This is a genomic window from Methylobacterium sp. D54C, assembly GCF_053345595.1.
In genome coordinates, this window is the sequence record NZ_JBKFAK010000016.1 from 17,646 (window position 1) to 41,537 (window position 23,892).

At 72.5% G+C, this 23,892-nt stretch carries 22 protein-coding genes and 1 tRNA gene; 12 read left to right on the top strand and 11 right to left on the bottom strand.

Annotated elements, in window-relative coordinates:
- Positions 1-244 precede the first annotated feature (244 nt).
- Positions 245-502 carry a NepR family anti-sigma factor gene (locus ACLBYB_RS23540; protein ID WP_042671734.1) on the top strand — a complete coding sequence of 86 codons (258 nt, stop codon included), beginning with the start codon at positions 245-247 and terminating at the stop codon, positions 500-502.
- Positions 499-1,095, top strand: coding sequence for a sigma-70 family RNA polymerase sigma factor (locus ACLBYB_RS23545; RefSeq protein ID WP_020094385.1), 597 nt, complete (start codon positions 499-501; stop codon positions 1,093-1,095). The genes ACLBYB_RS23540 and ACLBYB_RS23545 overlap by 4 nt, the downstream gene beginning before the upstream one ends.
- A 32-nt stretch (positions 1,096-1,127) precedes the next feature.
- On the opposite strand, the gene ACLBYB_RS23550 is transcribed toward ACLBYB_RS23545, so the two are convergent.
- From ACLBYB_RS23550 to chpT, 10 genes are all read right to left on the bottom strand, one after another.
- A complete protein-coding gene (locus ACLBYB_RS23550; RefSeq protein WP_056529984.1) occupies positions 1,128-1,661 on the bottom strand; it encodes an isochorismatase family protein in 534 nt (177 codons plus the stop codon).
- A gap of 303 nt (positions 1,662-1,964) precedes the next feature.
- Positions 1,965-2,867: a tetratricopeptide repeat protein gene (locus tag ACLBYB_RS23555; RefSeq protein WP_447700229.1), complete on the bottom strand. Its 903-nt coding sequence runs from the start codon at positions 2,865-2,867 to the stop codon at positions 1,965-1,967.
- A gap of 347 nt (positions 2,868-3,214) precedes the next feature.
- Complete coding sequence (locus ACLBYB_RS23560) at positions 3,215-4,231, bottom strand: asparaginase (protein WP_447700230.1); 1,017 nt, start codon at positions 4,229-4,231, stop codon at positions 3,215-3,217.
- 119 nt (positions 4,232-4,350) lie between these two features.
- Positions 4,351-4,923: a hypothetical protein gene (locus tag ACLBYB_RS23565; RefSeq protein WP_447700231.1), complete on the bottom strand. Its 573-nt coding sequence runs from the start codon at positions 4,921-4,923 to the stop codon at positions 4,351-4,353.
- A gap of 248 nt (positions 4,924-5,171) precedes the next feature.
- Positions 5,172-6,035, bottom strand: coding sequence for a CheR family methyltransferase (locus ACLBYB_RS23570; RefSeq protein ID WP_091682808.1), 864 nt, complete (start codon positions 6,033-6,035; stop codon positions 5,172-5,174).
- Complete coding sequence (cheB, locus tag ACLBYB_RS23575; protein ID WP_447700232.1) at positions 6,032-7,252, bottom strand: chemotaxis-specific protein-glutamate methyltransferase CheB; 1,221 nt, start codon at positions 7,250-7,252, stop codon at positions 6,032-6,034. The genes ACLBYB_RS23570 and cheB overlap by 4 nt, the downstream gene beginning before the upstream one ends.
- 58 nt (positions 7,253-7,310) lie before the next feature.
- Positions 7,311-7,703, bottom strand: a complete 393-nt coding sequence (locus tag ACLBYB_RS23580; RefSeq protein WP_012320961.1) for a response regulator — start codon at positions 7,701-7,703, stop codon at positions 7,311-7,313.
- Positions 7,704-7,714: 11 nt separating this feature from the next.
- Positions 7,715-8,233, bottom strand: a complete 519-nt coding sequence (locus ACLBYB_RS23585) for a chemotaxis protein CheW (protein WP_447700233.1) — start codon at positions 8,231-8,233, stop codon at positions 7,715-7,717.
- Between the two features lie 105 nt (positions 8,234-8,338).
- Positions 8,339-11,089 carry a hybrid sensor histidine kinase/response regulator gene (locus ACLBYB_RS23590; protein ID WP_447700234.1) on the bottom strand — a complete coding sequence of 917 codons (2,751 nt, stop codon included), beginning with the start codon at positions 11,087-11,089 and terminating at the stop codon, positions 8,339-8,341.
- Positions 11,090-11,193: 104 nt separating this feature from the next.
- Entirely contained in the window at positions 11,194-11,904 is a 711-nt protein-coding gene (gene chpT, locus ACLBYB_RS23595; protein ID WP_447700235.1) for a histidine phosphotransferase ChpT, read from the bottom strand.
- A 392-nt stretch (positions 11,905-12,296) separates the two neighbouring features.
- Here chpT and ACLBYB_RS23600 point away from each other — a divergent pair, with 392 nt between their 5' ends.
- Together ACLBYB_RS23600 and ACLBYB_RS23605 are read left to right on the top strand one after the other, a co-directional pair.
- Positions 12,297-15,314 (top strand): bifunctional [glutamine synthetase] adenylyltransferase/[glutamine synthetase]-adenylyl-L-tyrosine phosphorylase, encoded by a 3,018-nt coding sequence (locus tag ACLBYB_RS23600; protein ID WP_447700236.1) that lies wholly within the window; start codon positions 12,297-12,299, stop codon positions 15,312-15,314.
- A 71-nt stretch (positions 15,315-15,385) separates the two neighbouring features.
- Positions 15,386-16,258 carry a 3'(2'),5'-bisphosphate nucleotidase CysQ family protein gene (locus ACLBYB_RS23605; RefSeq protein ID WP_447700237.1) on the top strand — a complete coding sequence of 291 codons (873 nt, stop codon included), beginning with the start codon at positions 15,386-15,388 and terminating at the stop codon, positions 16,256-16,258.
- Here the strand turns inward: ACLBYB_RS23605 and ACLBYB_RS23610 are convergent.
- Entirely contained in the window at positions 16,239-16,817 is a 579-nt protein-coding gene (locus tag ACLBYB_RS23610; RefSeq protein ID WP_447683261.1) for a YHS domain-containing (seleno)protein, read from the bottom strand. The two genes, ACLBYB_RS23605 and ACLBYB_RS23610, sit on opposite strands and share 20 nt — an antisense overlap.
- Before the next feature lie 157 nt (positions 16,818-16,974).
- Between ACLBYB_RS23610 and ACLBYB_RS23615 the strand changes: the two genes are divergently transcribed.
- The 8 genes from ACLBYB_RS23615 to ACLBYB_RS23650 all read left to right on the top strand — a co-directional run bounded on the left by ACLBYB_RS23615 (position 16,975) and on the right by ACLBYB_RS23650 (position 23,884).
- On the top strand, positions 16,975-17,601 hold the full coding sequence (locus ACLBYB_RS23615) for a DUF1134 domain-containing protein (protein WP_091682796.1): 627 nt from the start codon (positions 16,975-16,977) through the stop codon (positions 17,599-17,601).
- Between the two features lie 158 nt (positions 17,602-17,759).
- Positions 17,760-18,482 carry a hypothetical protein gene (locus tag ACLBYB_RS23620; RefSeq protein ID WP_447700238.1) on the top strand — a complete coding sequence of 241 codons (723 nt, stop codon included), beginning with the start codon at positions 17,760-17,762 and terminating at the stop codon, positions 18,480-18,482.
- Between the two features lie 142 nt (positions 18,483-18,624).
- Positions 18,625-18,927, top strand: a complete 303-nt coding sequence (locus tag ACLBYB_RS23625) for a hypothetical protein (RefSeq protein WP_020094369.1) — start codon at positions 18,625-18,627, stop codon at positions 18,925-18,927.
- A 168-nt stretch (positions 18,928-19,095) separates the two neighbouring features.
- Complete coding sequence (locus ACLBYB_RS23630) at positions 19,096-19,443, top strand: hypothetical protein (protein ID WP_056530018.1); 348 nt, start codon at positions 19,096-19,098, stop codon at positions 19,441-19,443.
- Between the two features lie 166 nt (positions 19,444-19,609).
- Positions 19,610-20,878 carry a diaminopimelate decarboxylase gene (gene lysA / locus ACLBYB_RS23635; RefSeq protein WP_447700239.1) on the top strand — a complete coding sequence of 423 codons (1,269 nt, stop codon included), beginning with the start codon at positions 19,610-19,612 and terminating at the stop codon, positions 20,876-20,878.
- A complete protein-coding gene (locus tag ACLBYB_RS23640; RefSeq protein ID WP_447700240.1) occupies positions 20,875-21,735 on the top strand; it encodes a glycosyltransferase family 2 protein in 861 nt (286 codons plus the stop codon). The genes lysA and ACLBYB_RS23640 overlap by 4 nt, the downstream gene beginning before the upstream one ends.
- Positions 21,736-21,747: 12 nt before the next feature.
- Positions 21,748-21,839 (top strand) — tRNA-Ser (locus tag ACLBYB_RS23645).
- A gap of 107 nt (positions 21,840-21,946) precedes the next feature.
- Positions 21,947-23,884 carry a DUF6538 domain-containing protein gene (locus ACLBYB_RS23650; protein ID WP_447700292.1) on the top strand — a complete coding sequence of 646 codons (1,938 nt, stop codon included), beginning with the start codon at positions 21,947-21,949 and terminating at the stop codon, positions 23,882-23,884.
- The last annotated feature ends 8 nt before the right edge of the window (positions 23,885-23,892 follow it).

The following is a 23,892-nucleotide window of genomic DNA, read 5'->3' on the forward strand; positions in this document are numbered from 1 at the left end:
GCCAAGCTAAAGCCAAGTATTTCTGAATTGTATCTGAGACTTTATGGACTAAATTCGGCGCAAGCTGGGCTATTTCAAGATTAAAATTGGATGAATGCGGGGTTCAGAACCGATTAAATCCGTCGCGCCTACCAGCGCTGCCGGAAGGCGATGAGACGCGTCTTCGCCGAACCGATGGGGACAACGGTCCGGCGGACCGCCGGGCCCCTCGGGGCCCCATCGCGCACGACCGGGGGGCGCGACCATGTCAGGGACCGAGGACGATCCAGGGATTCCGGGCTCCGCCGGCGCGGCGGACCCGGCCGGACCGGGCGCCGCGGCCGCGTCACGCCCGGTGCCGGTCGGCGGACCCGGCCGGCCGATCGACGATGGCGCGCGGGACCGGATCGGGCGCGGCCTGCGCCTGCACTACGCGGGCGTCCTGGCCCTGCCGATCCCGGACCGGCTCCGGACGCTGCTCGACGAGCTCGCCGCACACTCCGACACGGAGGCCTCGCGATGACCCTGATGCTGCAAGCCGCCCCCGCGGGGAGCGGATCCGGTCCGGCCCCCCGGGGCGCCGACGCGGAGATGCGCGACCTCCTGCTGGGGGCGATCCCGGCGCTGCGGGCCTTCGCGTTCTCGCTGACCTACGACCTCGACCGCTCGGACGACCTCGTGCAGGACACGCTCGTGCGCGCCTGGGTCAACGCCGCCAGCTTCCGCCGCGGGACCAACCTGACCGCGTGGCTGTTCACGATCCTGCGGAACCTGTTCTACTCGGAGCAGCGCAAGCGCAAGCGCGAGGTGGAGGACGCCGACGGCCTCCATGCCGGGCGCCTGACCGCCCTCCCCGAGCAGGAGATCCGGATGGAGATGGCGCAGTTCCAGAGCGCGCTGAACCGGCTGCCGCCGGCCCAGCGCGAGGCGCTGGTCCTGGTCGGCGCCCAGAGCTTCACCTACGAGGAGGCCGCGGCCATCTGCGGCGTCGCGGTGGGCACGATCAAGAGCCGGGTCAGCCGCGCCCGGACCCGCCTGATCGAGGTGCTGGGCATGACCGGCACCGACGACATCGGACCCGACCCGCAGACCCGCGCGGCCCTCGACGGCTCCTGAGGCGCGCGCCGCGGCGAGGACCGCCGCGGTGCCTACTTGATGAGCCTGACGACGTCGCGGAACCGCCTGTGCCGCGCCGTGCCGAGCCACTCGAACGCCACCATCTCGGTCGTGACGATCTCGGCGCCGTGGGCCGCCATCCGGGCGAGCGCGGCCTCCCGGTTCTCGATCCGCCGCGAGCCCACGGCGTCGGCCACCACGGCGACGCGGCGGCCGGACTCGCGCAGCCCGAGAACCGTCTGCAGCACGCAGACATGCGCCTCGCAGCCGCTGACCACGAGGTCGCGGTCCGCGGGCAGGCGCTCGAGGAAGCCGGGGGTTCGGGTCGCGCCGAAGCTCATCTTCGCGAAGGCCGTCCCGGGCTCGGGCGCCAGGGCCGGCACGGTCGGCCCGAGGCCGCCGGCATTCTGCTCGGTGACCAGGACCGGGACGTCGAGCAGCTGCGCGGCGGCGAGGAGGCGGCCCGCATTGGCGACGACCCCGTCCCCTTCCGCGATCGTCGGCATCAGCCGGACCTGAACGTCGATGACGAGGAGGAGCGAGCGGGCGGGGTCGATCAGCGGCATCGATGTCTGGTCCCTGCGGACGGGTCGCGTCGGAGACGGAGGGGGCCATCCTGGCCCCATCCGAGCCGTATCCTCGCCCCATTCGGCCCGGTGGGGACCGCGCCCGCCGGCATGACACGTGCGCGCCCCGACCGCGACCCCGCCCAAGAGCCGTTCCCGATCGTTTTGCGACGGTTGGGAAGGGCGGCAACTCCGGTCCCGGCAGCCGCGCCAGGGCCCCTCTCTCTCGCGGAAGAGGGCACCGGTGCCTCGTTCGGCACGGGCCCGGCGATCACCTCCGTCCCGAACCGACAGGGAACGGCTCTAGCGGAGCGCGATGTCGCCGGGGACGTTCGCGGCCGCGGCGCCGCCGGCGGCCTTCTCGAACCACCGCCGGGCGGCCTCGAAATCCTGCTTCACCCCGCGACCGTTGACGTAGAGGAAACCGAGATTGTTCATCGCCTCCGCGTGGCCGGCGGCGGCCGCCTTCTCGAACCAGCGGCGGGCCGCGGCGGCGTCCGTCTTCACACCCTGGCCGTTCAGGTAGAGGCTGCCGAGGTTGTTCATCGCGTCCACGTTGCCGCCGGCGACCGCCCGCTCGAACCAGCGGCGGGCCGCGGCGGCGTCCCGCTTCACGCCCTGACCGTTGAGGTGCAGGCTGCCGAGGGCGTTCATCGCGTCAACGTTACCGGCGGCGGCGGCCTTCCCGAACCAGGACGCGGCCGCGCCGTAATCCTGCCCGACGCCCTGACCGTTGGCGTAGAGTAGGCCGAGATTGTACAGGGCCGACGCGGCGCCGGCGGCCGCCGCCTTCTCGTACCAACTGCGCGCGGTGGCGTAGTCCTGCGTCACGCCCTGGCCGGCATCGTAGAGGCTGCCGAGGTTGTTCATGGCCTCGGCGTTGCCCGCCAGGGCGGCCTTCTCGAACCACGCAGCCGCGGCGGCGTAGTCCTGCTTCACGCCCTGGCCGTTGTAGTACAGGCTGCCGAGGTTGAGCATGGCGTCGACGTCACCGCCGGCGGCCGACTTCTCGAACCAGCGTCCGGCCGTACCGAAATCCTGCTTCACGCCCTGGCCGTTGATGTAGAGGATTCCGAGATTGTACATCGCGGCGGCGCTGCCGCTGACGGCCGTCGTGGAGAGGCTCCCGGCGGTCTCCGCCTGTGCGCCCAGCCCGGACAAGACCGAGAGCGCCAGAGACATGGAGACGATGGATGTCGCGCGCATGGCCGTGAATCCCTGTGCGGGCACGCGAACCGTCATGCCCTGCGCGGAAGCCGATCCCGAGCATCTTCCGCAATGCTGAAGGCGTGTTCCCGAACCTTCTTCGTCTGCTGGCAGTCTTCCGGGCGAAAAACCCTTCGGCTGGACTGCACCGGACTGATCCTTGACCTATCCGGGCTCGGCGGGACTTTCTGGACCAAATCGCACATGCGGCCCGCATGGCCGGCCGACATCGCCGGCGCGCGCCACGGGCCGCGACAGGGTTCGCGCGCGGCGGGGACCGTCCGGGACGGGCCGGAAGGGGGCGTTGAGGGCTCGGCGGGGCGGGCGACCGGCCCCGGGACGCGTCGCTAGTAGGTCGCGAACAGCCGCGCCACCGCCTCGGGCTCCGCCGTGACGGTCAGCGCCAGGGCGAGCAGGATCCGGGCCTTCTGCGGGGTGAGGTTGTCGGCGCTGAGGATGCCGCGGCTGCGCAGCCGGGTGGTGAGCGGGACCACGCCGCTGCCGGCCCGGGTCGACATCACCACCACGATCCCTGCGGCCGCCGCCGCCTCCAGGGCCTCGGCCTCGCCGGGCGGGGTCATGCCCGGCGCGAGACCGGCCGCGACGAGGCCGCGCGCGCCCGCGGCCAGGAAGGCCCGGACCGCGGTGCCGTCGGCGTCGGCGTACCCGTAGGCGACGTCGACCCGCGGCAGCGCCGGCAGGGTCCGGATGTCGAAGGGCGTGCCCGGCGCGTGCGCCCGCTCGGAGCGGCGGTAGTAGCGGACGGACTCGCCGTCGACGTGGCCGAGCACGCCGAAATCCGGGGTCCGGAAGGTCTGGAGCCGGGCCACCGAGGTCTTGGTCACCTCGCGGGCCGCCTGGATCTCGTCGTTGAGCACCACCAGCACGCCGCGCCCGCGGGAGGCGGGCGCCGCGGCCGTGCGCACGGCCGCCACGAGGTTCAGCTTGGCGTCGGTGGAGAGGGCGCTCATCGGCCGCTGCGAGCCGACCAGCACCACCGGCAGATCCACCGTCAGGGTGAGGCTGAGGGCGTAGGCGGTCTCCTCCAGCGTGGCGGTGCCGTGCCCGATGACGATGCCGGCGAGGTCCGGGTGCTCGGACGCGAGGCGCTCGCACAGCCGGACGAGGTCGCGCCACTCGGCGAACCCGATCGCCGGGCTCGGGACCGCCCGGAACGGCACCGGCACCACCGCGGCGACTGTCGCGAGTTCCGGAACCGCGTCCAGGATCGCGCCGGCCTCGAGACGCCGGTCGGTGGCGGTGTAGTCGAGGATGTCGAGGGCATCGCGGCCGAGGGACGAGATCGTCCCGCCCGTACCGATGAACGCGACCTTGGGCAATCCGGTCCCCGCTCCTGCCGCCATGCCGTCTCTCCCGTGCCTGTCCGGCGCTGTGATGCCGCGTCGCGCGGCCGGGGTCGACCCCGGCCGCGCGCAGGCGGGCGATGCACCGGGCGGGAGGCCCGCCGGGCCCGTCCCCGGCCTCAGCTGCGGAAGTCGAGGAGGAGCGCCGAGACGGCGCCGCTGTTGGCGGTGCCGCTCGCCCCGTAGCCGACGCGGCCCGACTGGCCGCTCTGGAGCTGCTGGATGAAGGTGGACAGCAGGTCGTTCGTCGTGCGCGCCGCGTCGGTGGTCGAGGTCGAAGTCGAGGTCGACGCGGAGACCGACGCCCCGCGCCCGCCGCTGCCCGCAGCGTCCGTCGGCGCCGGGCCGGGCGGGGGCCCGGGCGGCGGGCCGTCCGGGCCGGCGACGTCGCCAGTCCCGTCGCCGGTGGCGTCCGCGCTCTGGGTGCTCCGGCCGTGGCTGGCGAACAGGTTCTTCAGCTCCGTGGCCTGGTCGGCGGTGAGGCTGCCGCTGCTGACCTGATCGGCGATCAGGCCGTCGATCCGGTCCTTCATCGAGGACGGGTCGAGCCCGGACCGGCTCGTCGCGCTGGTCGAGGCAGCGCTGGTCGACGACAGGCTCCCATCGATGCTGCTCAGGGCGCCCGCGAGGGCCGTCGCATCGGTGCTGCTGATCGTGCCGGCCGACAGCGCGCTGCTGATCGTGTCGGACATCCGGGTCTGGGGCGACGCAGGCGGCGACCATCGCTGCGCGGCGAGCTGTGCTGTCGCGGTGGACGAGACGGTACTCATGGGGGGCTCGGGTCACGGATGAGCCGGATTCGCCCGGCGGCGGGTCCGTGTGCAAATTACCCACGCGCTTCATAAGGCCGTGTTTCCGGGATCGCCCGGATCCCCGTCGCGCTGGCGGGCTCGGGGACGGCCCGGAGCCGGGGCGCGACCGGGGATCCCGGTCGCGCCGCTCAGAGGCTCGCGGCCATGCGCAGCGGCGCCGCCTCGGCCGGGCGCGCCGCGGCCTCGGCGTGGCCGTAGAGGCCGCGGTGCTTCGGGTTCGGCGACAGCCGGTCGGTCAGGCCGATCACCGTCTCGGCGGCGCCGAGTAGAAGCGCGCCCTCCGGGGCGAGTTGCGCCGCGAGCCGCGCCAGGACGTCCGACTTGGTCGGCGCGTCGAAGTAGATCAGCACGTTGCGGCAGTAGATCACGTCGAACTGGCCCAGCGAGGCGAAGCTGTGCAGCAGGTTGAGCTGCCGGTAATCTACCATGCTGCGCAGGCTCTGGGCGATCTGCCACTGCTCGCCGACCTGGGTGAAGTACTTGATCAGCCACTGCACCGGCAGGCCGCGCTGGACCTCGAAATGGCTGTACAGCCCGAGCTTGGCCTTCTCGATCACCTCGGTCGACAGGTCGGTGGCGACGATCTCCACCTGCCAGCCGGCGAGCCGCGGCGCCGCCTCCTGGAGGAGCATGGCCAGCGAGTACGGCTCCTGCCCGGTCGAGGCCGCCGCGCACCAGATCCGCAGCCGGCGGCGGCCGGCATTGCGCGCCAGCACGTCCGGCAGGAGCGTGTCGCGGAACAGGTCGAAGGGGATCCGGTCGCGGAAGAAGAAGGTCTCGTTCGTGGTCATGGCCTCGACCACGGCCCGCTCGATCGTGCTGTTCTGGGCGAGCTTGAGGGCGCCGATCAGGTCGCCGAGGCTGGCGAGGCCGAAGCGGCGGCAGACCGGGGTCAGCCGGCTCTCCACGAGGTAGCGCTTCTCCGGCGTCAGCGCGAGGCCGGAGCGCTGCTTCAGGAAGGTGCGCAGGAATTCGAACTCGAGTTCGGTCATGCCGGCTGCCCCGTGATCAGGGCGCGCAGCGCCGTCGCGAGTTCGGGCAACGGCAGCACGGCCTCGGCGAGCCCGGCCCGCGCGACGCTGCCCGGCATGCCCCAGACCGTGCTGGTGGCCTCGTCCTGGGCGAGGACCGGGCCGCCGGCCTCGGTGAGCGCCCGGGCGCCGTTGGTCCCGTCCGAGCCCATGCCGGTGAGGATCACGGTCGCGGTGGCGGCGCCGAAGACCACCGCCGCGTCCTTGAACAGGACGTCGACCGCGGGGCGGCAGAAATTCACCGGGGGGCCGTCGGTGAGCTTGATGATCGGGCCGCCGGCCCCGCCGGCCAGCCCCATGTGGCGGCCGCCCGGGGCGACGTAGATGCGGCCCGGCTCGACCCGCTCCTCGGCCTTGCCCTCCGCCGCCGGGAGCCCGGTACGGGTGGCCAAGTGCTCGGCGAAGACCGCCGTGAAGATCGGCGGCATGTGCTGGACGATCAGGACCGGCAGGCGCCGCAGGGCGGCCGCGCCGATGCCCTCCAGCATCTCGCCCACGGCCCGCGGGCCGCCCGTGGAGGAGCCGATCAGCAGGGCGCGGGGCTGGGTCCGGTTGCGGACCTTGGGCCGCAGCGTGAAGGGGGTCGCCGGGCGCGCCGCCGCGGCCGGCGCCGGATGCACTGCGGCCGGTGCGGCCGGTGCGGCCGCCGGCGCGGCGTGGTACCCGGGCGCGTGGCCGGCGGGCGCGGCGGCCGGGCGCCGGCCACGCGCCCGGGCGGAGCCGAACACGCGGACGCGCTCGATCAGCTCGACCCGGAACGTGTCCGAGGTGGTGACGCCGCGGCTGCTCTCCGGCTTGGCGATGTAGTCAACCGCGCCGAGCGCGAGGCATTTTAGCGAGATATCGGCGTTGCGCGTCGTCAGGGTCGACATCATCACGACCTGCACGCTCGGGCTCATGGCGAGCATGCGCGGCAGCGCGGTCGTGCCGTCGAGTTCCGGCATCTCGATGTCGAGCAGGACCACGTCCGGGTCGTGCTTGGCCATCAGCTCCAGGGCGATCCGGCCGTTGGAGGCCGTGCCGACGAGCTCGAATCCAGCCTCGCCGATCCAGCGGGCCACGAGGCCGCGCACCACGGCCGAGTCGTCGGCCACGAGCACACGGATCGCCGTGGCCGATGAGGTCGTGCTCTGGGTTGGCGGCGTGCGCAGCGGGGCGACCGCGGGACTCAGGGCCATGATGATTGCCTCGGGTGCAGGGTCGCGGGGCTCGGGCCGCGGGTCAGGGAGCAGGCGATCAGGCCGCGTCGGCGACGAGACCGACCTGTTCGAGCTTGGCCGTCAGGATATCGCGGTCGAAGGGCTTCATGATGTACTCGTCGGCCCCCGCCCGGAGGGCGCGGGCGATCGCCCCGACATCGTTCTCGGTGGTGCAGAACAGGACCTTCGGCGCGCCCCCGCCCTCGCTCTGGCGCAGGGCCTGGAGGAACGCGTAGCCGTCCATGTTCGGCATGTTCCAGTCGAGCAGGATCGCGTCGGGCATGCTGGCCGCGCAGGCCTCGAGGGCGGCGCTGCCGTCCTCGGCCTCGCTGACGTTCATGCCGAGATCCTCGATGATCCGCCGGGCGACCTTCCGGATCACCGCGGAATCGTCCACCACCAGGCAGGTGGTCTCGTGGGGCGCCTTCATCGACCTCTCCCTCAAGCCGCCTTGGCGCCGGCGGGCGTGAAGCCGAGGAGCGCGTCCACGTCGAGGATCACCAGGAGCCGGCCGTCGAGGCGGTGGACGCAGGTGGCGAGGTCGCGGAAGCGCGGATCCAGGTTGATCGGCACCGCCTCGCGGCTGTCGGCGCCGAGCTTGAGCACCTCGCCGACGCCGTCGACCACCAGCGCGAAGGTCTCGCCGGCCTGCTCCAGGCCGATCGCCATCTTCGGGCTGGCCTTGGTGCCGTCCGCCTCGGCCTCCGCGTCGGGCAGGCCCAGGCGCCGGCGCAGGCTCATGGCCGTCACGACCCGGCCGCGCAGGTTCAGCAGGCCGACGATCTCGGCCGGCGCCAGGGGAACCGGCGTCACGCCCGACGGGACGAAGACGTCGTGGACCCGCTCGATCGCCAGGCCGAACAGCGTCTCGCCGACGAAGACCGTGACGAAGTCGTCGGTGGCGCCGGTCTCGGCGCCGTTGGTGGTGGCGCCGCTGGTGTTGGCGTTGGCAGCCTGCATCGGAACTCTCCGGATTCGTTCGTCGCGATCGTCGCGATCGGCCTGGGTCGATCGGCTTGGAGCGATCGGCCAGGGTCGATCGCCCGGGGCGGGCGGCGCGGCGGCTCAGGCGGCTTTCGACACCGTGGCGGCGCCGATCTCGGCCAGCGCCGAGATCAGGCCGCTGCGGTCGAACTTCGCCACAAGGTCGCTGATCGCCAGCGCCCGCGCCTTCTCCACCGCGTCGGCGCCGATCGCGCCGGTGAGGCCGATCACCGGGAGCCCGGCGAGGCGCGGCTCGGCCCGCCGCATCGCGGCGACGAGGTCGAAGCCGCTGCGACCCGGCATCTCCAGGTCGGTGACCACCACCTCGATCTGCGGATCGGACTGGAGGGTCGACAGGGCCGTCTCGGCGCTCGACGCCGTGACCACCTGATAGCCCGCGGCCTTCAGCACCGGGCTCAGCATGTCGCGGAAGAAGGCCGAGTCGTCGACCAGAAGGACCGTGGAGATCTGCTCGGGCCGCTTCAGGCCGCGCGCCCAGTCGTCGTAGGCCAGCGGCAGGAAGTGGGCGATGTTGATGATGTCGGTCGCCCGGCCCCGCAGCACCGCCGAGCCGATCAGGTCCGACCGGTCGGCCGCGATCTCGATGTCGAGGCGCTCCTCGACGATGTCGACGATCTCGTCGACCACGAGACCCATGGCGCGCTCGCCGTCGGAGAACACCACCAGGGCCTGCGTCCCCTCCGACTTGATGGTGATCGCCGCGTCGGCCGGGACCAGGGGCATCAGGCGCCCGCGGTACTGGATCAGCGCGCGGCCGCCAAGCCACTCGACCTTGGCGCACTCGATCTCCTCGAGACGGGTGACCAGCGACAGCGGCACCGCCTTGAAGCTGCCCTGGCCGCCCTTGAACACCAGGAGCGTGGTCTTGGTGTCGGCCATCTCGACCGCCTCGTCGGCGTCGGCGTCGATGTGGCCGCCGCTGCCCTGGACGCCCTGCGCCACCTGACGGGCCACGCCATTCGGATCGACGATTAGCACCACGGCGCCGTCGCCGAGGATCGTGTTGCCGGCAAACATCGGGATGTGCCGCAGCTTCACCGACATCGGCTTCACGACGATCTCCTCCGTGTGGAAGACCTCGTCGACGAGGATGCCGAAGCGCTCGCGCCCGACCTGGGCGACCACCACGAAGCCGGCCTGGTCCGTCTCCGCGCCCGGGCTCGTCTGGCCGAGCAGGCCGGTGAGCAAGACGATCGGCAGCAGCCGCTCGCGCAGGCGCAGCACCGGCGCGCCGTTGATGTGCTCGACCCGCTGCGCCCCGGCATCGACCCGGACCAGCTCCAGCACCGCCACCTGCGGCAGGGCGAAGCGGTGCTCGCCGGCCCGGACGATCAGGGCGGCCACGATCGCCAGCGTCAGAGGGATCTTGATGGTGAAGGTGGTGCCGCGACCCGCCGTGGTGGCGATGTCGATCAGGCCGCCGATGGTCTCGATGTTGGTCTTGACCACGTCCATGCCGACGCCGCGGCCCGAGACCGAGGTCACCGCCGCCGCCGTCGAGAAGCCGGCGTGGAAGATGAACTTGGCGACCTGGGCGTCGGTCATCCGCTCGATATCGGCCTGGGAGGCGAGCCCGCGCTCCGCGGCCTTCTTGCGGATGGCCGCGAGGTTCAGGCCCTTGCCGTCGTCGGCGATCTCGATCGTGATCGTGCCGCCCTCGTGGTAGGCGGCGAGCCGGATCGTTCCGCGGGCGGGCTTGCCCGCCGCCACGCGCTCGGCGGTCGATTCGAGGCCGTGATCCGCCGAGTTGCGGACCATGTGGGTCAGCGGGTCCTTGATGACCTCCAGGACCTGCCGGTCGAGCTCGGTCTCGTTGCCGACCATCACGAGGTCGATCTGCTTGCCGAGTTCGGCCGAGAGGTCGCGCACCACGCGCGGCAGCTTCTGCCACGCGTTGCCGATCGGCTGCATGCGCGTCTTCATGACGCCCTCCTGCAGCTCGGCCGTGACGTGCGACAGGCGCTGCAGCGGGACCTTGTAGCTCGAATCCTCGTGCCGGCGGGCGATCTCGAGGAGCTGGTTGCGGGTCAGCACCAGCTCGGAGACCATCGTCATCAGGTGCTCGAGCGTGTCGACGTTCACCCGGATGGTCTGGTTCTTGGCGGCGGCGGTCGTCTCGCCCTCGGCGCCCTCGACCTTCTCGGCGCGCGCCGGCTCGGCCTTCTCGGTCTTCTCGGCCTCGACGGGCTCGGGCTTCTTCTCGGCCTTGGGCGCCGCGCTGACGGCGGGCGCGGGCGCCGGGGCGGCCGCAGGGGCGGGCGTCGCGGCCACGGGGGCAGGCGGCGGGAGGAAGTCCGATTCGTCCGGACCGGGGGCGGCCAGGAAGGCGGCCTCCAGGTCGTCGAGGGAGACCTCGCCGGGCTTCAGCTCGCGGACCACCGGATCGGGCAGGACCGGCTCGGGCGGCGGCGGCGGGACGGCGGCCTCCGGCTCCGGCGAGCCCTCGGCCATGCGCTCCAGGGCGGAGATGAGGTCGTCGTCCGAGCCCGCGGGCTCCGTGCCGGTGGCCTCCAGATCGGCCAGGATCGCCTTCAGCCGGTCCAGCGTCAGCAGGATCAGGGTGACGGAATCCGACGTGGCGGGCAGCCCGTCGCGGAAGCGACCCATCAAGGTCTCGGCGGCGTGCGCCAGAGCTTCCAGCCGCGGGAGTCCGAGGAACCCGCAGGTTCCCTTGATCGTGTGCACGAGTCGGAAAATGTTCCGCAGAATAGTCTCGTTGTTCGGATCCTGCTCGAATCGAACCAATTCTGCATCGACCGTGTCGAGATGCTCCCCGCTCTCGGTCAGAAACTCGCGAAGCAGGTCGTCCATAGGCGCTACTCGTTACGCGGAGAAGGTCTCGCGCAACCTACTTACTCGCGCGGGGTTAGGGAAGCGTTTCCATCCCGGCCCCGCGCGGCACCTTTTTCAGAGTTTCACGCCAGCGCCGTGTCCGAAGCCTCTCCATCGCGATCTTCGGGCGTGTCGATCACTGCGGGCGTGGCGGTGATAGTCACTTCATCGCCCTCGATAGCGAAGCGGACATCCATGGCGGCGGCCCGGGCCACGAGGCCGGCGTAGAACGGCAGGATGCCGTGGGCGTCGACGGTGCCGCTCTCGGGGCTGCCGGCCATCAGCTCCTCGACGTGGGGCGGGATGCGGGCGTGCGAGCCCTTGGCCTTCAGCACCAGCGTGGGCGCCTCGCCGTCGCCGGAGACGACGACGTCGATCAGGCCGCCCCGGGGAATCGCCGAGGTGGCGACCATCACGAGATTGAGCAGGAGCTTGACCTTGTTCTTCGGGAACAGCGCCTGCGGGGCGCTCCAGGTCAGCTTGGTCTTGTCGTCGGAGAACATGCCCTTGGCGACGCTCTCGGCGTCGGCGAGGTCGATCGAGGCGCCGGCCGAGCCGGCGGCCCCGAAGGCGATGCGGGCGAATTTCAGCCGCGCCGAGGCCTGACGGGCGCTCTTCCCGATCAGCTCCAGGGCGAAGGTCCGCATCGATTCGTCCTGGTCGTCCTCCAGGACCTCGAGCCCGTTCACGATCGCGCCGACGGGGCTGATCACGTCGTGGCAGACGCGGGAGCAGAGCAGGGCGGCGAGGTCGAGGCCGTCGAGAGTCAGGGTGGGCGAGGTCGGGGAGGACATGGTGCGCTCCGGGCGGGCGGATCGGAAATGCGGACGTCTGCGGGCCGGGGCCCCGGTCGGGGCTGCCGGTTCCCGGCCGCCCGGTCCTCGGCCGCCCCTGCGGCGATCGAGTCGCCCGAAGGAATCCCGCGCGGCCCGCGGGCCGGACCGGGGGCGACGACCGGTCCGCACGGATAGACGCCACGGTCGGCTTTGAAAAGCGTTACCGGATCGGACGGAAGGCCGGGACGGCCCCCGATTCCGGGCCCGCGCGGCCGCGAACGCGTCGCCGCTGCCCGGTCCTGGCAGCATCGTGAACGCGCGGCGGGCGCCTGGAGCCATGTGCGCCAGACCGGACACGGGCGGCTTGGTCGGCTACGATGCCGGTCCCGTCGCGCCAGGGAGGATGCGGCATGAGAGATGAGACCGGTCTCCCGAACGGAGCGGCGAAGGGAGCGGCCGCCGAGCCAGCCGAGACGCTGCGCGCGCGCCTGCGCCCCCGGCTCGGGCTCGCCGACCCGGACGCCGCGGGGGCCCGGCTCGCCGAGCTCGCGCCGGCGCTGCCGGCCGGCTTCCTGACACCGCCCTGCCGGGAGCTGCTCCTGGGCCTGGCGGATCATTCCCCCTTCCTGTGGCGGGCGGCCACCCGGTCGCCCGAGCGGCTCGTCGCCCTGCTGGATCAGCCGCCGGACGCGGCGAGCCGGGACATCATCGCGCGGCAGCGCGCCGTCGGCGCCGCCTGTGGGGCGAATCCCGACCTCGCCGAGGTCGGCCGGCAATTGCGCGCCAACCGGGAGGCCCACGCCCTCCTGGTCGCCCTGGCGGATCTCGGCGGCCGCTGGGACCTCGACGCGGTGACCGGCGCCCTGTCGGCCTTCGCCGACGCATCGGTGAGCGGGGCGGTCGAGGCGCTTCTCCGGCAGGGGATGGCGGCCGGGCGGTACCGGCCCAGGGATCCGGAGGCGCCGCAGGACGGGTCGGGCCTGATCGTCCTGGGCCTGGGCAAGCTCGGCGGCTGCGAGCTGAACTACTCCAGCGACATCGACCTCGTCGTCTTCTACGAGGCCGAGCCCGCTGCCGCGGCGACCGGCGGCGATCCGAAGCCCTTCCTCGTCAAGCTGGCGCAGGGGCTGGTGAAGCTCCTGGCCGACCGGACCGCCGACGGCTACGTCCACCGCATCGACTACCGGTTGCGGCCGGACCCGGGCTCGACCGCGGTGGCGCTCTCCACCGGCTTCGCCTTCGACTACTACCAGACGCTCGGCCAGAACTGGGAGCGCGCGGCCTTCATCAAGGCCCGGCCGATCGCCGGCGACGTCCCGGCCGGCGAGGCCTTCCTGGCGGAGCTCGCGCCGTTCATCTGGCGCCGGCACTTCGACTTCCCGGCCATCGCCGAGATCCACGCCCTGAAGCGGCAGATCCACATGGTCCGCGGCCACGAGACCATCGCGGTCGGCGGCCACGACATCAAGATCGGCCGCGGCGGCATCCGGGAGATCGAGTTCTTCGTCCAGACCCAGCAGCTCGTCTTCGGCGGCCGCAAGCCGGCCCTGCGGGGCCGCCGGACCGTGGCGATGCTCGGCGAGCTCGTCGCGGAGGGCTGGATCGACGGGCGGGCCCGGGACGAGCTCTCCGCGGCCTACGCGTTCCTGCGCACCCTCGAGCACCGGATCCAGATGATCCGGGACGAGCAGACCCAGCGCCTGCCCACCGGGACCGAGGCGCTGACCGCGCTCGCCCTGTTCGCGGGCTTCCCCGACCTGGCGGCCTTCGAGGCGGCCCTGCTCCACCATGCCGGCCGGGTCCAGGCGCACTACGCCCTGCTGTTCGAGGCGGAGCCGGAGGCCGGCGCCGACGGGGCCGCCCTGGTCTTCGGCGAGAGCGATCCGGATCCCAAGACCCTGGCGCGGCTCGGCGCCTTCGGGTTCCGGGACCCGCCCCTGGCCTGGGAGACCGTGCAGGGCTGGCATCTCGGGCGCCGCCCGGCCCTGCGGACCGGCCGGGCCCGGGAGATCCTCGCCGAGATGCTCCCGGCGCTGCTGCGCGCGCTCGGCGGCACCGCCGACCCCGACGCGGCGCTCCTCGCCCTCGACCGGGCCTTCGCGCGGATGCCCGCGGTGGCCGAACTCCTCGCCATCCTGCGCTCGCACGAGCGCCTGCGCCTGCTGTTCGCCGACATCCTGGGGACGGCGCCGCGCCTCGCCGACACGGTCGGCCTGAGCCCGCACGTCCTCGACACCGTGCTCGACGCCGACTTCGTGACGCCGACCACGGATCCCGACGAGGTCCGCGCGCAGTACCGGTCGCTCCTGGGCCAGCCGGCGAGCCACGAGGAGAGCCTTGACCGCTGCCGGGACGCCACCCGGCAGATGGCCTTCGTTACGGGCGCCCGCCTGCTGTCGGGCATCCTCACCCCGCGCCAGGCCGGGGAGGCCTACGCGGCGATCGCCGAGGCCACGGTGGCGCTGAGCCTGGAGGCGGAGGAGCGCCGATTCGCCCTGGACCACGGCGCGGTGCCGGCGGGGCGCTGCTGCGTCCTGGCGCTCGGCCGCCTCGGATCCCGCCAGCTCAGCGCGGAATCCGACCTCGACCTCGTGTTCCTGTACGATTTCGACCCGGAGAACCGCACCAGCGATGGACGGCGGCCCCTGGACGCCGTGGTGGCCTACAACCGGCTGGCGCAGCGCGTGTTCGCGGCGCTCACCACGGCTACGCGGCGCGGCCGGCTCTACGCGGTCGACCTGCGGCTGCGGCCCTACGGCAGCCACAGCCCGCCCGCCGTGCAGCTCAGCGGCTTCGCGGCCTATCACGGCGGCGAGGCGGAGCTCTGGGAGCACATGGCGCTCGCCCGCGCCCGGGTCGTCGCCGGCGACGCCACCCTGGCGGCCGACGTCACCTCCGCGATCGCCGGGATCCTCCGACAGCCGCGCGAGACCGCCGCCGTCTGCGCCGAGGCGGGCGCGATGCGGGCCCTGGTCGCGCGGGAGCGGGGCCATGCCGGCCCCTACGACCTGAAGCTCGCCCCCGGCGCGCTGTTCGACCTCGACTTCCTCGCCCAGGCCATCGTGCTGAGCCAGGCGCACGACTGGCCCGGCTGCATCGGCCTCGGCGCGGAGTCGCTCTTCCGCGAGGCGGCGGCGCGCGGCCTCCTGCCCGCGGCGGCGGGCGAGGCCCTCGCCGAGACCTACGGCTTCCTCGACGCCGTCTACCAGTGGCAGCGGCTCGTGATGACCGATCCTGCCGCGGAGCCGTCCGAGACCGCGTCCCGGCAGATCGCCAAGGCGGTGGGCCTCCCGGACGCGCGCGGCCTCGCGGCGGAGCTGCGCCGCCACCGTCGCCAGAGCCAGGCCCTGATAGCGCGGGTCCGGCGGACGATGCGGATGCCGGCGCGGACGCCGGCCGCCGCGCGGGAGCCGCCGGAGCGCCGATGAGGCGCGCTCCGGCCGGTGGCCGTCGACATTCACCCCCCGCTCGGGCATTCAGGGCGGTGTCGGGAGGCATCATGATGGGCGCGGCGACGATCTCGGGACCGGAGCGTGAGCGGATCGCCGCGGCGCTCGCCGAGATCGCCTGCGCGGCGGGGGAGATCCTGCGCCGCTACCACCGGGGGCCCTGCCCCCACGCCCTGAAACCGGACGGCTCACCCTCCAGCGCCGCCGACGTCGAGGCCGAGGACCTGATCGTCGAGGCCCTCGCCGGGCGCTTCCCCGGGATCGCGGTCGTGGCCGAGGAGCGCGCCCAGAGCGACGCGACCCGCACCGCCGACCTCTTCTTCCTCGTCGATCCCCTGGACGGCACCCGCGACTTCCTCGCCGGGACGCCGGACTACTCGGTCAACATCGCGCTGGTGTCGGGCGCCCGCCCGGTGGCGGCCGCGCTGGCCGCCCCCGGCCTCGGCCGCGTCTGGTGGGCCGGACCCGCGACCCTGGAGGGCCCCGTGATCGCGGGCCGGCCGGGGGCCGGGCGGCCGGTCCGCGCGCGGGCGGCGCCGGGGACGGGCCTCGTCGCCCTGGGCAGCCGGCGGCACGGCGATCCCGAGACCGCCACCTGCCTGGCGGCGCTGCCAGTGGTGGAGACGCGCCAGGTCGGGTCCGCCCTGAAGTTCGGGCTGATCGCCGCAGGCGAGGCCGACATCTACGTCCGCTGCGGCCCGACCATGGAATGGGACACGGCCGCGGGCGACCACATCGTCGCGGCGGCGGGTGGCTGCGTGGTGGTGCCGGGCGGCGGCCCGATCCGCTACGGCCAGCACGGACCCGATCACCGCAACGGTCCCTTCGCGGCCCTCGGGGACCCCGCCCTGGCCCCGCGGCTCGCCCTGCCGGCCCGCGCGAGCGACCGGCCGGCGGCGGCGCTCAGCGCGGCGCATCCCTAGGCGGCACGTTGGGCGAGGCTTCGGGCGAGCCGTCGGGCGGGACATCCTGCAGACGGCGCACGGCCGGCCAGGCCGCCTCCGCCTGCCGGGCCAGGCCGGGCTCCGCCAGGAACCGGGCGCGGCGCCCGGCATCCCGGAACAGGTAGAGGCGCTCGTCGATCACCGCGAAGACCAGGGGATCGGCGTCCACCAGCCGGCCATCAAGGATCCCGGCGGCGTCGTAGCCCCCGAGGCGCGGCGCGTAGGCGGGCGGGTCGTCCCGGAATGCCGCGCGGTTGGCGCCGCTGGAGAAGCGCCAGACCTGGCCGCCCCAGGACAGCTCGAACCGGGCCAGACCGGCCTGCGGCCCGCCCTCGAGGAAGTAGCTGACCGGGTCGAAGCCGTTGAGCGTCAGCAGCTCGATCCGCGTCCGGGCCGTCAGGCCCTCCTCCGCGGCGGCGCGGCCGGGGGCGACCGCCGGCAGGGCCGCCAGCGCGGCTGACAGCGCGGCTGACAGCCCCACCGCCCGCGCGAGCGTGAGCGCCGCCCGCGGGACGCGCGCGCCCGACCGCCCGGCCATGCGGATTGCGGGGTCAGGACGCGTTAACCACATCTTGCGGATTCCCTCAGAAGCTGGTCCGACTCATCCGCCCGGCGCGGCCTCTGCCGGCCCGGCGGGACAGAGCGGCTCAGGTCCATCGCACGAACCGTTAATCGAACCGGGCGAGGAGGCAACGATGACGGCACGAGACGATCGCGGCACCGACCGCCGCACCCTCCTGCGCGCGGGCCTCGGCCTGGCGCTGGGTGCGCCCCTCTGCGGCTCCCTCCTCGGCGCCGCGGGCGCGGCCCGCGCGGCCGGCGAGGATCTCGACACGCCCGAGACCTTCCGTCCCGGCGAGATCGTGGAATCCGGCCACCGGTTCTTCGGCACGGTGTCGCGCGGCCTCGCGCTCACCGTCGAGGAGGCGGGCCGGCGCTGGGGCGAGCCCAACGGCTACATCCTCGGCCAGGAGGGCGGCGGCGCCGTGGTGGCGGGCGTCCGCTACGGCGAGGGCACGCTCTACACCCGCAACGCCGGCAAGCGGCGCATCTACTGGCAGGGCCCGTCCCTCGGCTTCGATGTCGGCGGCGACGGCGCCCGCACCATGATGCTGGTCTACAACCTGCCCAACGTGCGCGACCTGTACCGCCGCTTCGCCGGCGTCGACGGCTCCGCCTACTTGGTGGGCGGCTTCGGGATGACCGCGGTGGTCAACGACCGGGTCATCGTCGTGCCGATCCGCAGCGGCGTCGGCGCGCGGCTCGGGATCAATGTCGGCTATCTGAAGTTCACCCGTGAGCCGACGTGGAACCCGTTCTGATCCGGCCAGATCCGGCCTCGATCCGGGATGGCGTCGGAACGCGTTCTGATTGACCGGCCCCGAGGGATTTCACCCTCGCGGCCAACCTGGGCTAGAGTGGAGTTGGGTCGGGTTTTCCGGCCGGATGCGCGGGCTGCACCCTCGTGATCGAAACGGTGATGATCTTCGCGCTGGGCTTCCTGGCGGCGAGCCTGTGCGGCCTGCTGCTTCTGCCGGCCCTCAATGCCCGCGCCGCGCGCCTGGAGCGCCGGCGGGCCGAGGCGCGCCTGCCGCTGTCGCCGGCCGAGATCGCCGCCGAGCGCGACTTCCTGCGCGCGCAGTTCGCCGTGCAGCAGCGCCGGTTGGAGCGCCGGGTCGAGACCGTCGAGGCGCGGCGGCAGGCCGACATGGCGGCGATCGGGGCCGGGACGATGCGGGTCGCCGCCCTGGCGCGCGACGTCGCTGCCCGCGACGCCGAGATCGCCCAGGCCCAGGCCAAGACCCGGGAGTTGGAGACCGAGCTGACGCTGGCGCGGGAGGACGGGAGCGCGAGCCTCGCCACGCTCCAGGCTCTCGAGGACGCCCATGCCGACCTGCTCGATAGTCTCCTGGCGCTCCGGCAGGGCGCGGCGCCGGCACCGGACGCCGCCGCGCTGGCGGCCGAGCGCGACGACCTGCGCGCGAGCCTGAAGGCGGCCGAGGAAGCTCTGGCCCTGACCGTGGTCGACCGCCAGAACGAACGCCACGACCGGGCCGGAAACCTGTCGCCGGACCGGCAGGCCGGCATCGAGCGCGAGAACGCCGATCTCCGCCGGCGAATCGTCGAGGTCGCCGAGGCCCTCACGGCCCCGGGCCGGATGCCGCGGACCGCGGCGGCGATGCCGGAACCCGAGCGGGTCTGAGCCGATCCACCCCCGAAACGGGGTTTGGCGACCGGAACGCAACCGAAAACCTGCGATGACTGCCTTGTTTCGACCACGCAAAGGCATCATCGCATCGCCGACCCGCCCTGCATCACAACTTCGACAGATGGTACGGATACCCATGCGCCTGAAGCCGATCGTCCTCGCCGTCGCGGCGGCCGTTGCCCTGACGCTGCCGGCAGCCGCGCAGCAGACGAAGCGCGGCAACGAGACCCTGAAGAAGTACTGCACCGGGGACTACCTGACCTATTGCGGCAACCTGGCCCCCGACGATCCGGCCACCGATGCCTGCTTCCAGAAGAACTGGAAGAAGCTCAGCGAGAACTGCCGCCGGGCGATCGACGCCTACGAGGCCGAGCAGCAGCAGAACGCCCCCGCCAAGAACCGGCAGGGCTCGCAGGGCGGCAAGGAGCGGCGGGGCTGACGCCTCCCGGCTGTCGAGGCCGGGTCGGGAGCCGCGGGAACGGGCCCCAACCATGCGCCGCGGCCGGCCTGTGGCGGACGGGCGCTCGCGCCGGGACGCGGCAACGGCTAAGGTAGCGCTCCCGCCGGCCCTCGCGTGCCGGTGCCGAGCCCGCCGGACCCTCGCGCGATGTTGTCGAAACCCGCCCTGAAACTCCTCGCCGTGTCCGGCCTCGTGGCCCTGGCGGCTTCCGCCTGCGGGCGGCGGGGTGCGCTGGAGCCGCCCCAGACGGCGGCCCCGCGGGCAGGTGCGCAGGCCAGCGCGGACGCGCCGACCGGGCGGCGGACGCTGCCGGTCTCGGTCGGCCTCGGCGGCGGCGCCCCGGAGCCGGACCCGGCCTCGGTGCGCGCCGGCGACGAGCTCTCCGCGGCGGCGGTCCCGCCGGGCGGCACCGAGGCGCCGGTCGAAACCAGCCGCGGCGCGCGGCGCGGCTACCGGGTGCCGAAGGAGCCTTTCATTCTGGATCCGCTGCTGTAGAGGGCGGAGGCCGGAACGCCGTCGCGGTACCGCGCGCCCGGTGGCCCCGCTCGGACTCGGTCGGACCCCGCCACCGGCGCGCGCCGCCGCGGCCTGCGGCGGAGTGTTTCACGGGAAACAGCCCGCGCTCCGGCGGGACGAGATACGGCGACGAGACACGGCCGAGATGCACCATTTTCACTATCGCGACGGCCGCCTGCACGCCGAGGATGTCGACCTGACCGGCCTCGCCTCGGAGGTCGGCACACCGTTCTACTGTTACAGCACCGCCACGCTGGAGCGGCACTTCCGCGTCTTCGCGGAGGCGTTCGCGGCCGACGACGCGCTGGTCTGCTTCGCCATGAAGGCGAACTCGAACCAGGCCGTCCTGCGGACCCTCGCGGCCCGGGGCGCCGGGATGGACATCGTCTCCGGCGGCGAGCTGCAGCGGGCCCTGGCGGCCGGCGTGGACCCTGGCAAGATCGTGTTCTCGGGAGTCGGCAAGACCCGCGCCGAGATGGAGGCCGCGCTGAGGGCCGGCATCTTCTGCTTCAACGTGGAGAGTGAGCCGGAACTCGCGGTCCTGTCCGAGGTGGCGGTGGGCCTCGGCCTCCGCGCGCCGGTCTCGGTCCGGGTGAACCCCGACGTGGACGCCGGCACGCACGCCAAGATCTCCACCGGCAAGTACGAGAACAAGTTCGGCATCCCGATCACCCGGGCGCCGGCTGTCTACGCCGCTGCGGCCGCCCTGCCGGGGATCGCGGTGCACGGCGTCGACATGCATATCGGCAGCCAGATCACCGATCTGGCGCCCTTCGCCGACGCGGCCCGGCTGCTCGCCGGTCTCGCCCGGGCGTTGCTGGCGGCCGGCCATCCCCTGCGCCACATCGATTTCGGCGGTGGCCTCGGCATCCCCTACCGCGACGACAACGCGCCGCCGCCGGACCCGGCCGCGCTGGCGGCGACCCTGCGGCCGCATTTCGCCCCGCTCGGCCTGCGGCCGGTCTTCGAGATCGGCCGGATGATCGTCGGCAATGCCGGGATCCTGCTGACGCGCGTGCTCTACGTGAAGCACAGCGAGGGGCGGACCTTCGTGATCGTCGACGCGGCGATGAACGACCTGATCCGCCCGACCCTGTACGAGGCCTATCACGGCCTGCGGCCGGTCATCGAGCCGGGTCCCGAGACGCCGCGCCTCGTCGCCGACGTGGTCGGCCCGGTCTGCGAGAGCGGCGACTACCTCGCCCTCAACCGCGAGATGCCGGAGGTGAGGCCCGGCGACCTGATCGCCGTGATGAGCGCCGGCGCCTACGGGGCGGTGCAGTCCTGCACCTACAACACAAGGCCGCTGGTGCCGGAGGTTCTGGTGCGGGGCGACCGCGCGGCGGTGGTCCGCCCGCGCCTCGACGTCGACGCCCTGATCGCCCTCGACCGGGTGCCGGACTGGCTGGCGTGAGCCGCGCTCCGGCGGGCACCGCCGCCCCCAGGCCGGTCCCGGGAGCCGACGGGCCCCTGCCGCTGTCGGTCTTCATCATCGCCCACAACGAGGTGGACCGGATCGGCGCGACGCTTCGGGCGGTCCGCGGCCTGACCGACGACCTCGTGGTGGTCGATTCCGGGTCGACCGACGGCACGCAGGCCCTGGCGGAGTCGCTGGGCGCGCGGGTGCTGCACCATCCCTGGCCGGGCTACGGCCCGCAGAAGCGCTTCGCAGAGGAGCAGTGCCGGCACGTCTGGCTCCTGAACCTCGACGCCGACGAGGTGGTGCCCCCGGAGCTGGCCCGGGAGATCCGGGGCCTCTGGGCCGCGGGCGAGCCGCGCCGGCCGGCGTGGCGGATCGGCATCGCCGAGATCTTCCCCGGCGAGGGCCGGCCGCACCCGCTCGCCTACACGCTGACGCCGGTCCGGCTCTACCGGAAGGACAAGGGCCGCTACGCCGCCTCGCCGGTCCACGACCGGGTGGCGCTGGAACCGGGGGTGAAGCCGGGCCGGCTCCGGGGCGTGATCCACCATTTCTCGGTGCGCTCGCTCGGCGACCAGCTCGACAAGCTGAACCGCTACTCCGACCAGCAGGCGGACGACTTGGAGTCGCGGGGCGTGGTGATCCCGACCTGGCGGGTGTTCGTCGAGCTGCCGGGCAATTTCCTGAAGGCCTATCTCGGCCGCCGCCACTTCGTGCGGGGCACCTACGGCTTCCTGACGGCGATGAACTACGCGATCTCGCGGCATCTGCGCGTCGCCAAGCACGTCGAGCGCCGCCGCGTGGCCGCCGCCCGCCAGGATCGGGTTGACCCGCCGGATCCGACCTTCTAGAGCCAGAGCGCCGGAGACGTGGCCGAGCGGCTGAAGGCACTCGTTTGCTAAATGAGCATACCCAGAAATGGGTATCGAGGGTTCGAATCCCTCCGTCTCCGCCATTTAAGTCATTGATTTAACTCGCCTTTTTTGACCCGAAAAGCGTCGTCCACGTCACAGCGCCCTGTCACAGTCTGGGCCTGCGCCCAGGCTCCGATTCGGGGTGGGCATGTACGTCGTCAGACGCGGCGACCGTTGGTGGTTTCGAAAGGCCGTTCCCGTAGACCTCGTTGACGTGCTCGGCATCGCCGAGGTTCGTCGGTCGCTGCATACCGGCAGCGCCCGGGAAGCGCGTCGCAGGGGACTTGAGGTGCTGGTCAGGGTCGAGGACGTCTACGCGGTCCTCAGGTCCGAGCGGCCGATCCGTCCGGCCAGGGACGTCGCGTTGGCGATGCTTGAACGCGCTCTCGACCTCACTACGGGGTCGCCGGCGATGGGCACCATCAAGGTCGACCTCATAAAGGATGCGCACGGCATCCTTCGCCGAACCGGGGACGGCGATGCTTCCGTCGGCAGGCGAGACCTCGAACCGTGCCAACCCAGCGTCGACGAGATCGAACCCGGCATGGCCCTGGACCTGCTCCGGGCCGGGAAGCCGGCTGGCGTCGAGAACGGCATCGCCGTGGCCATCCTCGAAGCCGTGGCAAGGATTGGCCATCGAGATCTTCGAGAAGTCACGGCCGGGGTGCGGGCGCTGGACGAGGCCCTGACGTTGTTGGGCCAACACCGTGCCGCTTCGGCCGAAACGACCCCCATGTCGAACCAGATCGAGTCCCTGCGAGTTTTGCTAGCCTCGGCGATGGAGCGCCTGCAGGCTCCCCCGGTGCCGACGCCGTCGACGGCGGTTGACCCGCAGGCGCTATACGAGATGGCTGCCGAGGGCGTGCGAACCGGCCTCGCCCGGGTCGAGACCGAGCGCTGGTCCGACATGCCACTTTCCCAGGCCATCGAGCGCTACGTGACTGAGGAAGTCGCGAAGCTACCGGGGATCAAGCACAGGGAGGACGTGCCCCGCCGGCTCCAGACATTCCTGCGCGCGGTCGGTGACAAACCGATCCGCGAGATCACGCCCGGTGACCTCAAGACGTACCGCAACCAGTTGGACCTGATGCCCGACCGGTACGCGGCCCGGTTCAAGACCGATGACCTTGCAAAGGCCATTGAGCTCAACGCCAGGCGCGAGAAGCCATACCCCCATAACGGTCCGAAGACGGTCGACCTGAAGTACCTCGGCCCGGTTCGGCGGCTCTTCGATTTCTTGATCGGTGAGGACCTCCTCGGCGCGAACCCCGCCGCCAAGGTCCATTCGGCCCAGAAGGAGGTCGAAAGCGCGAAGGCGAAGCGCCATCCGCTGAAGGTCTCCCAATTCAACGCGTTCCTCGCAAGCACGGCAGATTACCCGCTGCCCTCGTCCTCGCGATGGGTACCGCTGATGATGCTGTTCTCCGGCGCGCGTCCAAACGAGCTCGCGCAGCTCCAGGTCGACGACCTGCGGCTCGACTTCAACGGCAGGCCCCACCTCAACCTCCTAACCGTGGAGGACGATGACGGGGATACTGGGCCGGATGTGCAGAAGGCGAAGAAGCGGAAGGAGGACAAGCGCTCGATCAAGACCGCAGCCGGGCGACGCATGATCCCGATCCACCCCGCTCTCATCGAGATGGGCTTGCTCGACCTGTTCGAACGGCGTCGCATGACGACGGGGAAGGCTGACAGCCTCCTGTTCGACGACGTGAAGTGCGACGCTTACGGCCACTACGGCCGGGAGGTCTCCCGCCGCCTGAACCGCCGCCTGCGCGCGGTCGGCATCACGAACAAGCGTATCTCGCTCTACAGCCTGAGACACACCTTCCGCGATGCCTGCGTTGAGGCGGGCATGCCTGACCAAGCGCGTCGCAAAATGATGGGGCACGCTCTTGAAGGCATGGACGGCATCTACGGCGGTGCGCTTCTCAGCCCATCCGAGAGCAATTGGATCGATAAGGTCGCCTACGACGGCCTGGACCTCGGTCCATACCGCGTCCTGCGGGAGGCGGTCTCGGGACGGAGGAGGTCCTTCATGGCGCGCGCCTTCGAGCGAAAGGCGCGCCAAGGGACCGGCAAGTAGCCGGACTT

What these genes read in the sequence shown, in the direction of transcription:
- ACLBYB_RS23550 (WP_056529984.1), bottom strand. Translation starts at nt 1,661, where the DNA reads ATGCCGCTGATCGACCCCGCCCGCTCGCTCCTCCTCGTCATCGACGTT.
- ACLBYB_RS23580 (WP_012320961.1), bottom strand. Translation starts at nt 7,703, where the DNA reads ATGAAGGCGCCCCACGAGACCACCTGCCTGGTGGTGGACGATTCCGCG.
- ACLBYB_RS23605 (WP_447700237.1), top strand. Translation starts at nt 15,386, where the DNA reads ATGATGGGCGCGGCGACGATCTCGGGACCGGAGCGTGAGCGGATCGCC.
- cheB (WP_447700232.1), bottom strand. Translation starts at nt 7,252, where the DNA reads ATGGCCCTGAGTCCCGCGGTCGCCCCGCTGCGCACGCCGCCAACCCAG.
- ACLBYB_RS23630 (WP_056530018.1), top strand. Translation starts at nt 19,096, where the DNA reads ATGTTGTCGAAACCCGCCCTGAAACTCCTCGCCGTGTCCGGCCTCGTG.
- ACLBYB_RS23610 (WP_447683261.1), bottom strand. Translation starts at nt 16,817, where the DNA reads ATGGCCGGGCGGTCGGGCGCGCGCGTCCCGCGGGCGGCGCTCACGCTC.
- ACLBYB_RS23615 (WP_091682796.1), top strand. Translation starts at nt 16,975, where the DNA reads ATGACGGCACGAGACGATCGCGGCACCGACCGCCGCACCCTCCTGCGC.
- ACLBYB_RS23620 (WP_447700238.1), top strand. Translation starts at nt 17,760, where the DNA reads ATGATCTTCGCGCTGGGCTTCCTGGCGGCGAGCCTGTGCGGCCTGCTG.
- ACLBYB_RS23555 (WP_447700229.1), bottom strand. Translation starts at nt 2,867, where the DNA reads ATGCGCGCGACATCCATCGTCTCCATGTCTCTGGCGCTCTCGGTCTTG.
- ACLBYB_RS23590 (WP_447700234.1), bottom strand. Translation starts at nt 11,089, where the DNA reads ATGGACGACCTGCTTCGCGAGTTTCTGACCGAGAGCGGGGAGCATCTC.
- lysA (WP_447700239.1), top strand. Translation starts at nt 19,610, where the DNA reads ATGCACCATTTTCACTATCGCGACGGCCGCCTGCACGCCGAGGATGTC.
- ACLBYB_RS23565 (WP_447700231.1), bottom strand. Translation starts at nt 4,923, where the DNA reads ATGTCCGACACGATCAGCAGCGCGCTGTCGGCCGGCACGATCAGCAGC.
- ACLBYB_RS23585 (WP_447700233.1), bottom strand. Translation starts at nt 8,233, where the DNA reads ATGCAGGCTGCCAACGCCAACACCAGCGGCGCCACCACCAACGGCGCC.
- chpT (WP_447700235.1), bottom strand. Translation starts at nt 11,904, where the DNA reads ATGTCCTCCCCGACCTCGCCCACCCTGACTCTCGACGGCCTCGACCTC.
- ACLBYB_RS23540 (WP_042671734.1), top strand. Translation starts at nt 245, where the DNA reads ATGTCAGGGACCGAGGACGATCCAGGGATTCCGGGCTCCGCCGGCGCG.
- ACLBYB_RS23600 (WP_447700236.1), top strand. Translation starts at nt 12,297, where the DNA reads ATGAGAGATGAGACCGGTCTCCCGAACGGAGCGGCGAAGGGAGCGGCC.
- ACLBYB_RS23625 (WP_020094369.1), top strand. Translation starts at nt 18,625, where the DNA reads ATGCGCCTGAAGCCGATCGTCCTCGCCGTCGCGGCGGCCGTTGCCCTG.
- ACLBYB_RS23570 (WP_091682808.1), bottom strand. Translation starts at nt 6,035, where the DNA reads ATGACCGAACTCGAGTTCGAATTCCTGCGCACCTTCCTGAAGCAGCGC.
- ACLBYB_RS23545 (WP_020094385.1), top strand. Translation starts at nt 499, where the DNA reads ATGACCCTGATGCTGCAAGCCGCCCCCGCGGGGAGCGGATCCGGTCCG.
- ACLBYB_RS23560 (WP_447700230.1), bottom strand. Translation starts at nt 4,231, where the DNA reads ATGGCGGCAGGAGCGGGGACCGGATTGCCCAAGGTCGCGTTCATCGGT.
- ACLBYB_RS23650 (WP_447700292.1), top strand. Translation starts at nt 21,947, where the DNA reads ATGTACGTCGTCAGACGCGGCGACCGTTGGTGGTTTCGAAAGGCCGTT.